This is a genomic window from Gemmobacter sp. LW-1 (assembly GCF_001303875.1).
GTDB lineage: Bacteria > Pseudomonadota > Alphaproteobacteria > Rhodobacterales > Rhodobacteraceae > Gemmobacter > Gemmobacter caeni.
Genome location: NZ_LJSC01000041.1, coordinates 56178 through 65414, shown reverse-complemented (window position 1 = coordinate 65414; position 9237 = coordinate 56178). Strand labels below are relative to the sequence as shown.

Sequence of the window (9237 nt, the reverse complement as noted above, 5' to 3'; positions counted from 1 at the left end):
GTCTGCGGCGCTGACCGCCGCAGGGCGCGGCCATGCCGTCACGCTTTTCGACCGTGCCGCGCGCGTGGGCGGGCAATTGCATCTGGCCGCCAGCATCCCCGGCAAGGAGGAGTTTCGCGGGTTGATCGACTGGTTCGAGGCGAGTATCGCCGCCTCCACCGTCGATCTGCATCTAGATAACGAAGTGACGCCCGACATGCTGGAAGGCTTCGACGAGGTCATCCTCGCCACCGGCATCACCCCGCGCACCGCCGGGATCACGGGTGAGGATCTGCCGCAGGTTCTGGGCTACCGCGAGGTTTTGCGGGGTGCCCCCGTCGGGAAGCGCGTGGCAGTTGTGGGGGCGGGCGGCATCGGTTTCGATGTTGCCGAATTCCTGACCCATCACGGCACCAGCCCCGCGCTGGACCCGGCGCTCTGGCGCCGCGAATGGGGTGTCGGCGATCCGGCACAGGTGGCGGGCGGCCTTGCCCCCGAAGGCCCGCAGCCCGAAGCGCCCGCGCGGCAGGTCTGGCTGTTGCAGCGCAAACCCGAAAAGCCCGGCCGCAAGCTGGGCAAGACGACCGGCTGGATTCACCGTGCCACGTTGCAGATGAAGGGGGTGAAGATGCTGGGCGGGGTGGCCTATGACGCGATCACGCCAGAAGGGCTTGCCGTCACAGTGAACGGTGAACCGCAGGTTCTGCCCGTCGATACGGTGGTGATCTGCGCCGGGCAAGACCCCGACCGAAGCCTTGCCCCGGCGCTGGAGGCTGCGGGCCGTGCCTTCCATATCATCGGTGGTGCCGATGTGGCCGCGGAACTGGACGCCAAGCGTGCCATCGACCAGGGCACCCGCCTCGCCGCGCGGCTGTGACGCCGCTCACGGCTATTTCTCTTGCGGCGCAGCCCTGCCAAGGCTACGCCTGACCCATGCTGTCTTACCAACATATCTACCATGCCGGGAACCCGGCCGATGTGCAGAAACACGCGCTGCTGGCCTCGGCCCTTCAATATCTTGTGGGCAAGGACAAGCCGCTTACCTATATCGAGACGCACGCCGGGCGCGGGCTTTACGACCTTGGCAGCGACGAGGCGCTGAAGACCGGCGAGGCGGCAGGCGGCATTTCGGTGCTGGAGCGCCGTCTGCCCGCCGACCATCCCTACCGACAGCGGCTGAACGCGGTGCGCGGTCGCTGGGGAGAAATGGCCTATCCCGGCTCGCCGCTTGTGGCGGCGCTGTCGCTGCGTGACATGGACAATATCCATCTGGCCGAGTTGCACCCGCAGGAACATGCCGCGCTGACCGGGGCGATGGCGGATTTCCCGGCCCATATCTACAAGCGCGACGGCTTTGACCTCGCGCTGGCGCTCACGCCGCCCACGCCCCGGCGCGGGCTGCTGCTTTGCGATCCGTCCTATGAGGTTAAAGAGGACTACCAGAATATCCCCAAACATTTCGCCGCCATCGCGCGCAAATGGAATGTGGGCATCCTGATGCTCTGGTATCCGATCCTGACTTCGGGCGCGCATCGCGAGATGCTGGACCGGCTGGAGCAGACCCACCCCGATCACCTGCGCCACGAGGTGCGTTTTCCGCCCGTGCGTCCGGGGCATCGCATGATCGGCTCGGGCATGTTCGTGGTGAACCCGCCCTGGGGGTTGACCGAGGCGGCCGCCGATCTTTCAAAGCTGTTCAAGGCACCATGACCGATATGCTGGAATTTCATACGCTGGACGTTTTCACCGAAACGCCCTTTGCCGGGAACCCGCTGGCCGTGGTGCTGGGGGCCGACGTGCTGTCGGCACGGCAAATGCAGGTCATCGCGCGCGAGTTCAATCTGTCCGAGACGATCTTCGTCCAGCCTCCGGTGAATCCGGCGCATACCGCGCGGGTTCGGATCTTCTTCCCGACGGCCGAAATCCCCTTTGCCGGGCATCCGACCATCGGTTGCGCAATTCTTCTGGCAACCCGCGCTCATGGCCCCGGCGATTTCCGCGCCGATCTGGTGCTGGAGGAGGAAGCCGGGCTGGTGCCGGTGCAGGTGACGCGGCGTGGCGCTATCGTGGAAGCCGAGTTCACGGCGCCGGTGCTGCCCAAGGCCGCACCCGGCCAGGCCCCCACGGACCTGATCGCCCGCGCGCTGGACATTGAAGAGGCCGACATCGGTTTCGCCGCCCATCGTCCCGGTATCTGGCAGGGCGGCCCAAGCTTCCTTTACGTCCCCGTCACATCGCAGGATGTGCTGGCCCGCACCCGGCCGATCGAGCCGCACTGGTCCGACCTCATGGATTGCGCCGGGGTGGACAGCGCTTATCTTTACACCGAAGGCACAGATTGCGATTTCCGCGCGCGGATGTTCTCGCCCACCGCCGGCATCCCGGAAGACCCCGCCACCGGCTCGGCCACTGCCATTCTGGCGGCGCAACTGCGGGCCGCACGGGTTCTGCGCAGCGGCACGCAGGTGTTTCGGCTGCGTCAGGGCGTCGAAATGGGTCGGCCTTCCGAACTGACCATGACGGTCGATTACGGGACCGACGGCCTTGCCGCCGTCCGCATTCGCGGCAGCGCCGTCCCCGTGTCGCAGGGCCGTATTCGCATACCGGGAGGCGCGTGATGACCAAAGCCTATTGGGTTGCCCATGTCGAAATCGACGATGCCGAGGCCTACGAGGCCTATCGCCAGGCAAACGCCCTGCCCTTCGACCGATACGGCGCGCGCTTTCTGGTGCGGGGCGGCGAGCAGCAGGTCGTGGAGGGCAGCGCGAAATCCCGCACGGTCGTGATCGAATTCGCCGATCTCGAGACTGCCCGCGCCTGCTATCACAGCCCGGAATATCAGGCTGCGAAGGCGCTGCGCGAACCCGTCTCGCGCGCGGATGTGATGATTGTCGCCGGATGGGATGCCGCCTGAGGCCTAACCGCCAGGGCCAGAAAAACGGAAAGCACCATGTTCGAAAAACTCCTGCGATGCCTGACCGCCCCCGCCCCGGCCCGTCTGGGCGCAGATGAGGCAAAGCTGGCACTCGCGGCGCTGCTGGTGCGCGTGGCACGTGCGGACGGTGTGTATGACCCGGCCGAGCAATCGCGGATCGACGCGGTTCTGACCCGCGTACACGGAATGTCGCCCTTTACCGCTGCCGCGCTGCGCGCAGAGGCAGAGGCGCTGGAAGCCTCCGCACCCGATACCGTGCGCTTTACCCGCGCGCTCAAGGAGGCCGTGCCGCTGGAGTCGCGGGCGGCGCTGGTCGAGGGTCTCTGGACCGTGGCGCTTGCTGACGGGCAGCGTTCGGATGACGAGGATCAGATGCTGCGGCTCATCGCCAATCTGCTGGGGCTGACCGATGTCGAATCGGCGCAGGCCCGGCAACGGGCCGAGGCCGCGCAATGATCGCCGCCCTTGGCATGTATGACCGGCCCGAGTTGCGCGGCCCGACCGATCTTTACTGGTCGCTGATCCGCGACGGGCTGCGCAAACGCGGGATCGAGGCACCCGAGGCACTGACCCGTGACGACCGCGCCTGGTGGGCGGGCTGGCATTCGCCCGGCCTGTTGCTCTCGCAGACCTGCGGCATGCCCTATCGCACCGAGTTGAAGGAGGTGGTGACGCTGGTCGGCACCCCTGATTTCGGGGTGGAAGGCTGCCCGCCCGGCTATTATCGCAGCGTTCTGGTCGCGCGCGGCGATGATCCGCGCGCGGAACTGGCCGATTTTGCCGATGCCGCCTTCGCCTTCAACGAAGCGCGCTCGCAATCGGGCTGGGCCGCCGCCGCAAACCATATGACGGCCCTTGGCCTGACGATCCGCCCCGCGCTGGAAACCGGCGGTCATGCCGCCTCTGCCCGTGCTGTGGCGGAAGGGCGGGCAGACTGGGCAAGCCTTGATGCGGTGACATGGCGGCTTTTGCTGCGGTGGGAGCCGGACTTGGCGGCACGCCTGCGCGTGATCGGCCAGACCGCCCCCACGCCCGGCCTGCCCTATGTCACCGCGCGGGGCACCGATCCCGCGCCGCTGGCCGCCGCCGTGGCCGAGGCCATTGTCACCCTGCCGCCGGATGACCGGGCCGCGCTTGGCCTGTGCGGGCTGATCCAGATTCCCTCTGCCGACTATCTTGCCGTGCCGATCCCGCCACCGCCCGCTTTGGCGCAGGGCTGACCGAAATGAACGGGCAGATTGCCCATTTTGCAGGCAACTCTGTTTGTTCCGACACAATTGACGTTGCAATGCACCACGAATTCCGCACTACTCGACCGTCAAGGGAGCCCTGACAGGCCAACGACAAGCGAGAAACCGTGACTGCCGACCAACTTACGCCCGCCCCGGACGCCAGCGTTCCGGTCATCGAGATCCGAGATCTTCATAAATCCTACGGTCCGCTGGAGGTGCTGAAGGGCGTCGGAATGACCGCACCGAAAGGCCATGTGCTTTCGCTGATCGGGTCGTCCGGCTCTGGCAAATCCACGCTGCTGCGCTGCTGCAACCTGCTGGAAGACAGCCAGCAGGGCGACATCCTGTTCGAGGGTGAAGCCGTCCACTGGAAGGGTACCGGCCTGCACCGTCACCCGGCTGACAAGGCACAGGTTCTGCGTATCCGCACCAATCTGTCGATGGTTTTCCAGCAGTTTAACCTCTGGGCCCATATGACGATCCTCCAGAACGTCATGGAAGCACCGCTGACCGTACTGAAACGCGACCCGAAAGAGGTCGAGGCGAAGGCGCGTGAATATCTGGCCAAGGTTGGCATTGCCGACAAGGCCGATGCCTGGCCCGCGCAGCTTTCCGGTGGCCAGCAGCAGCGCGCCGCCATCGCCCGCGCCCTGTGCATGGAGCCGCGCGCCCTGCTGTTCGATGAACCGACATCGGCGCTGGATCCCGAACTTGAGCAGGAAGTGGTGAAGGTGATCAAGGCGCTGGCCGAGGAAGGCCGGACCATGATCATCGTGACCCATGACATGAAGATGGCCAACGATGTGTCCGATCACGTCGTCTTCCTGCATCAGGGCCGGATCGAGGAGGAAGGCCCGCCCGACCAGCTTTTCGGAAATCCGCAGACCGAACGGTTGCGCGGCTTCCTTTCAGCCACAATGGCCTGAAACCATCGCCTGACGCTGGATTGCGCCGCCGTTCCGGGCCAAAAAGAAATCAGATCACCAAGGGGAGACCAACAATGAAGAAACTGCTTCTTGCCACCGCGCTTCTGGCGCTTACCGGCGGTGCGGCTGCCGCGCAGACCGTGCGTCTGGGCACCGAGGGCGCCTATCCGCCCTTCAACTTCATCGACGACAACGGCCAGGTCGCCGGGTTCGAGCGTGAAGTGGGCGACGAACTGTGCAAGCGCGCCGAACTGACCTGCGAATGGGTGACGAACGACTGGGATTCGATCATCCCGAACCTGCAATCGGGCAACTATGATGTCATCATCGCGGGCATGAGCATCACCGACGAACGCTCGAAGGTCATCAGCTTCTCGGAGAACTACTTCCCCCCGGCCGCCTCGGCCTATGTGGCCTCGGATGCGGGCGCTGACATCAAGGGCGTGGTCTCGGCGCAGGTCGGCACCATTCAGGCGGGCTATGTCGCCGAATCCGGCGCGACCCTGCTGGAATTCGCCACCCCCGACGAAACCATCGCCGCCGTCCGCAACGGCGAGGCGGCCGCAGTGTTTGCCGACAAGGACTTCCTGAAGCCCTATGTCGAGCAGTCGAACGGCGAACTGATGTTCGTGGGCGACGATGTGGAACTGGGCGGCGGTGTCGGCCTCGGCTTCCGTCAAAGCGACAATGAACTGCGCGAGAAATTCACCGCCGCGATCCAGTCGATGAAAGCCGACGGCACCCTGAACGCCGCGCTGAAAAAGCACTTCGGCGAAGATACGCCGCTGTTCTGATTTCGCCCCTGCCCCGCCGGTTCGTCCGGCGGGGTGTTCCGACCTGCCCCGCGCGGCCCCAGCGATCTGTCACCCATGTTCAGCTTTTGCGCCGACCCCAAGGCGCTGGAAGGCTTCAGCTGGCTTCTGTGCTATCTGACCTCCGGCAAGCATCTTGGCTTCTACACCTCGTTCCTGACGGTTTTGACCCTGCTTGCGGTCACCGCCCCCACGGCGCTGGCCTTCGGGTTTGGCGGCGCCATGGCGGCGCGCAGCCATATCGCGCCTGTCAGCTGGCTGGGCAAGATTTACATCGTCATGGTGCGCGGCGTGCCGGACATCGTGTTCTTCATGTTCTTCGTCATCGCCCTTGATCAGGGGATCGAGTGGATGAAGCATCAGGTGGTCTGCCCGGACTGGAAAGAGCCGATCCGCCAGGGGCTGGAATTCCGCGTCTGCCCGCAGGCCAAGGTGCCGCTGGGGTCATCGTCGCAGATCTGGCACCAGCTTTACGGCTTTGCGCTGGCGGTCTTTACCTTCTCAATCGTCTTCGGGGCTTTCGCGGCGAACGTGCTTTATGGGGCCATGAATGCAGTGCCCCGCGCGCAGCTTGAAACCGCCGAAAGCTATGGCATGACACCCCGTCAGGTGTTCCGCCGCATTCTGGTGCCGCAGATGTGGACCTATGCGCTGCCGGGCCTGTCGAACCTGTGGATGATCCTCATCAAGGCGACGCCGCTGCTGTTTCTCCTGGGGGTCAAGGACATCGTTTATTGGGCGCGCGAACTGGGCAGCGCCAAAACCCAGGCTTATGCCTATCCGCATCCCGACTGGCGGCTGTGGTATTTCCTCTTCCTGCTGGTGGCCTATCTCTGCATGACGCGCGTTTCCGAAATCCTGCTGGGCCGTCTGTCGGCACGACTGAACCATGGCCAGGCCACCGCCGCTGGCGAGGCGATGCGGAGGGCCGCGCAATGACCTGCTGGGAAACCATTGGCGCCTATGCCTTCCGCAGCCTCGGTTATGGCGAGAAACTGCTGCCACGCAGCGATTTCACCCTGTGCCAGCAATTCACCCTGATCGGCTCCGGCCTGATCTGGAACATCTATTTCGGCGCGCTGGCGCTGATGTTCGGCTTCTTCTTCGCCAATGCGCTGGCCATGGCGAAGGCCTCGCACAACCCATGGGCGCGCAAACCGGCTGAATGGTTCATCTTCGTGTTCCGCGGCTCGCCGCTGTTCATCCAGTTCTTCCTTGCCTATTCGGCACTGGTGATGCTGCCGCGCGGCGGAATCGACATTTTCGGGCTGCATATTGCGACCAACTGGCTGACAAGCGCATGGGCAGGCGCGCTGATCGTGCTGTTCCTCAATACCGCCGCCTATGCCGCCGAGATCTTCTATGGCGCCCTGATGTCGGTGCCGAAAGGCGATCTGGAGGCGGCCGAGGCTTACGGCATCCATGGCTGGTCCAAGTTCCGCCGCATCCAGTGGCCTACCATGCTGCGGCTGGCCTGGCCTGCCTATACCAACGAGGCGATTTTTCTGTTCCACGCCACCACGCTGGTGTTCTTTTCCGGCTTCCCGGCGTTCCAGCAAAGGGGCGATGCGCTCTATTACGCGAACTACTTCGCGGACAAGACGTTCAACCCTTTCGTGCCCTATCCGATCGTCGCCTTCTATTTCATCATGTTGACCGCGACGCTGATCCTTTTGTTCGGAATCGTGAACCGGAGGCTGAACCGGCACCTGCCATCGAACATTCGCAGCAAAATTCGCTTGCGTCCGAGGCTGATCCGATAGTATCCATTATTTGATCAAATTCTTCGGGCCGTCGCCCGAACCGTGCGCCCTGCGGGGCATATGGCGTCCCCTGCCCCGTCGGGCGGGCGTGGATGGCAAGGATCAAACAAGGGAGAAAGGGCCAAGGGCATGGCTCTCACCCCGGCGGGCGCGAGGGCCCACGACGGTGAACCGGCGCCTGACGGTCTTGAACGACACGATGAGTATGAAGGATTGGCTTCGTAAACACCCAGAGGTCCGCACGATCCGGGTGGCAGCGGCAGACCTGAACGGACAGGCGCGCGGCAAGCGCATCCCCGCCCGCTTTGCCGAGAATGTGGTGAAGAACGGCACGCGCTTCCCGTTCTCGGTCCTGAACCTCGACATCTGGGGCGAGGATATCGACGACAGCCCGCTGGTCTTTGAACAGGGCGATCAGGATGGCGTGCTGAAGCCCACCGAACGTGGGTTCATGCCAATGCCCTGGCTGGAGGCCCCGACCGCGCTGTTGCCGATCTGGATGTTCCGCGAAAACGGCCTGCCCTATGACGGTGATCCGCGCCATGCCCTGCGCGCGGTGGTCGACCGCTACAAGGCACGCGGCCTGACCCCGGTTTGCGCGATGGAACTGGAATTCTTTCTGATCGACGACAGCGGCAAGACCATGCAGGTGCCCGCCTCTCCCCGGTCCGGCAAGCGGCGCAAGGCTGCGGAAACGCTGTCGATCCGGGCGCTTGATGCCTTCGACACCTTCTTCACCGATCTTTACGACGCCTGCGAGGCGATGGACATTCCGGCCGATACCACCACATCGGAAACCGGGCTGGGCCAGTTCGAGATGAACCTGATGCATTGCGACGATCCGCTGCGCGCGGCGGATGACGCATGGCTGTTCAAGATGCTGGTGAAGGGGCTGGCCCGCCGTCACGGCTTTGCCGCCAGCTTCATGGCAAAACCCTATGCCGAATATTCCGGCTCGGGGCTGCACACCCATTTCAGCGTGATCGACAAGGACGGTGACAATATCTTTGACAGCGGCGGGCCGAAGGGCACGGCGGCGCTGCGTCAGGCGGTGGCGGGCTGCCTGCATGCGATGCATGACAGCACACTGATCTTCGCGCCGCATCAGAACAGCTATGACCGGCTGGTGCCTGGCAAGCATGCGCCCACAGCGATTGCCTGGGGCTACGAGAACCGCACCGCCGCGATCCGCATTCCGGCGGGCAGCCCCTCGGCCCGGCGGGTGGAACATCGGGTGGCGGGGGGGGACGTGAACCCCTACCTCATGCTTGCCACCATCCTTGGTGCCGCGCTTGTCGGCATTGAGGACGAGATGGAGCCGCCTTCGCCGATCACCGGCAATGCCTATGCGCTGGACCTGCCGCAGATCCCGGCGAACTGGGCCGAAGCGATCGACGCCTTCGAAAATTCGACGATCATGCCGCGCATCCTGCCGCCCGACCTGATCCACAATCTCGTGCTGACCAAACGGCAGGAGCTGCATTACCTTGCGGAACTCAGCCCCGAGGAGCAGGTCGAGCTTTATCTCGACACCGTGTGATGCCTTGCCCCCCTTGCCGTCAGGGGGGGCAGGTTGCTACATTTTCCGTA

The 9237-nt window shown here is 64.4% G+C and carries 11 protein-coding genes; all 11 read left to right on the top strand.

Annotated elements, in window-relative coordinates; genetic code table 11:
* Positions 1 to 856, top strand: an 856-nt coding sequence (locus AO684_RS22265; RefSeq protein ID WP_235451270.1) for an FAD/NAD(P)-binding oxidoreductase, incomplete at its 5' end; no start/stop codon positions are given.
* 56 nt (positions 857 to 912) lie between these two features.
* Positions 913 to 1689, top strand: coding sequence for a 23S rRNA (adenine(2030)-N(6))-methyltransferase RlmJ (gene rlmJ / locus AO684_RS10910; protein WP_054302777.1), 777 nt, complete (start codon positions 913 to 915; stop codon positions 1687 to 1689).
* Positions 1686 to 2597, top strand: a complete 912-nt coding sequence (locus tag AO684_RS10905) for a PhzF family phenazine biosynthesis protein (RefSeq protein ID WP_235451269.1) — start codon at positions 1686 to 1688, stop codon at positions 2595 to 2597. The genes rlmJ and AO684_RS10905 overlap by 4 nt, the downstream gene beginning before the upstream one ends.
* Positions 2597 to 2893 carry a DUF1330 domain-containing protein gene (locus AO684_RS10900; protein WP_054302776.1) on the top strand — a complete coding sequence of 99 codons (297 nt, stop codon included), beginning with the start codon at positions 2597 to 2599 and terminating at the stop codon, positions 2891 to 2893. Before AO684_RS10905 ends, AO684_RS10900 begins: the two co-directional genes overlap by 1 nt.
* Positions 2894 to 2929: 36 nt before the next feature.
* Positions 2930 to 3370, top strand: coding sequence for a TerB family tellurite resistance protein (locus AO684_RS10895; RefSeq protein ID WP_054302775.1), 441 nt, complete (start codon positions 2930 to 2932; stop codon positions 3368 to 3370).
* Complete coding sequence (locus tag AO684_RS10890; RefSeq protein ID WP_054302774.1) at positions 3367 to 4134, top strand: phosphate/phosphite/phosphonate ABC transporter substrate-binding protein; 768 nt, start codon at positions 3367 to 3369, stop codon at positions 4132 to 4134. The genes AO684_RS10895 and AO684_RS10890 overlap by 4 nt, the downstream gene beginning before the upstream one ends.
* A gap of 137 nt (positions 4135 to 4271) precedes the next feature.
* The gene (locus AO684_RS10885) at positions 4272 to 5072 is read left to right on the top strand and encodes an ABC transporter ATP-binding protein (RefSeq protein ID WP_054302773.1); all 801 of its coding nucleotides are present in this window, start codon (positions 4272 to 4274) and stop codon (positions 5070 to 5072) included.
* Positions 5073 to 5146: 74 nt separating this feature from the next.
* Complete coding sequence (locus AO684_RS10880; protein WP_054302772.1) at positions 5147 to 5866, top strand: transporter substrate-binding domain-containing protein; 720 nt, start codon at positions 5147 to 5149, stop codon at positions 5864 to 5866.
* A 75-nt stretch (positions 5867 to 5941) separates the two neighbouring features.
* Positions 5942 to 6823 carry an ABC transporter permease gene (locus AO684_RS10875; RefSeq protein ID WP_054302771.1) on the top strand — a complete coding sequence of 294 codons (882 nt, stop codon included), beginning with the start codon at positions 5942 to 5944 and terminating at the stop codon, positions 6821 to 6823.
* A complete protein-coding gene (locus AO684_RS10870) occupies positions 6820 to 7647 on the top strand; it encodes an ABC transporter permease (RefSeq protein ID WP_054302770.1) in 828 nt (275 codons plus the stop codon). Before AO684_RS10875 ends, AO684_RS10870 begins: the two co-directional genes overlap by 4 nt.
* A gap of 205 nt (positions 7648 to 7852) precedes the next feature.
* A complete protein-coding gene (locus tag AO684_RS10865; protein WP_054302814.1) occupies positions 7853 to 9187 on the top strand; it encodes a glutamine synthetase family protein in 1335 nt (444 codons plus the stop codon).
* Positions 9188 to 9237 lie beyond the last annotated feature (50 nt).

Coding starts and splice junctions, on each gene's coding strand:
- AO684_RS10890 (WP_054302774.1), top strand. CDS start 3,367: ATGATCGCCGCCCTTGGCATGTATGACCGGCCCGAGTTGCGCGGCCCG.
- AO684_RS10865 (WP_054302814.1), top strand. CDS start 7,853: ATGAAGGATTGGCTTCGTAAACACCCAGAGGTCCGCACGATCCGGGTG.
- AO684_RS10905 (WP_235451269.1), top strand. CDS start 1,686: ATGACCGATATGCTGGAATTTCATACGCTGGACGTTTTCACCGAAACG.
- AO684_RS10875 (WP_054302771.1), top strand. CDS start 5,942: ATGTTCAGCTTTTGCGCCGACCCCAAGGCGCTGGAAGGCTTCAGCTGG.
- rlmJ (WP_054302777.1), top strand. CDS start 913: ATGCTGTCTTACCAACATATCTACCATGCCGGGAACCCGGCCGATGTG.
- AO684_RS10895 (WP_054302775.1), top strand. CDS start 2,930: ATGTTCGAAAAACTCCTGCGATGCCTGACCGCCCCCGCCCCGGCCCGT.
- AO684_RS10880 (WP_054302772.1), top strand. CDS start 5,147: ATGAAGAAACTGCTTCTTGCCACCGCGCTTCTGGCGCTTACCGGCGGT.
- AO684_RS10900 (WP_054302776.1), top strand. CDS start 2,597: ATGACCAAAGCCTATTGGGTTGCCCATGTCGAAATCGACGATGCCGAG.
- AO684_RS10870 (WP_054302770.1), top strand. CDS start 6,820: ATGACCTGCTGGGAAACCATTGGCGCCTATGCCTTCCGCAGCCTCGGT.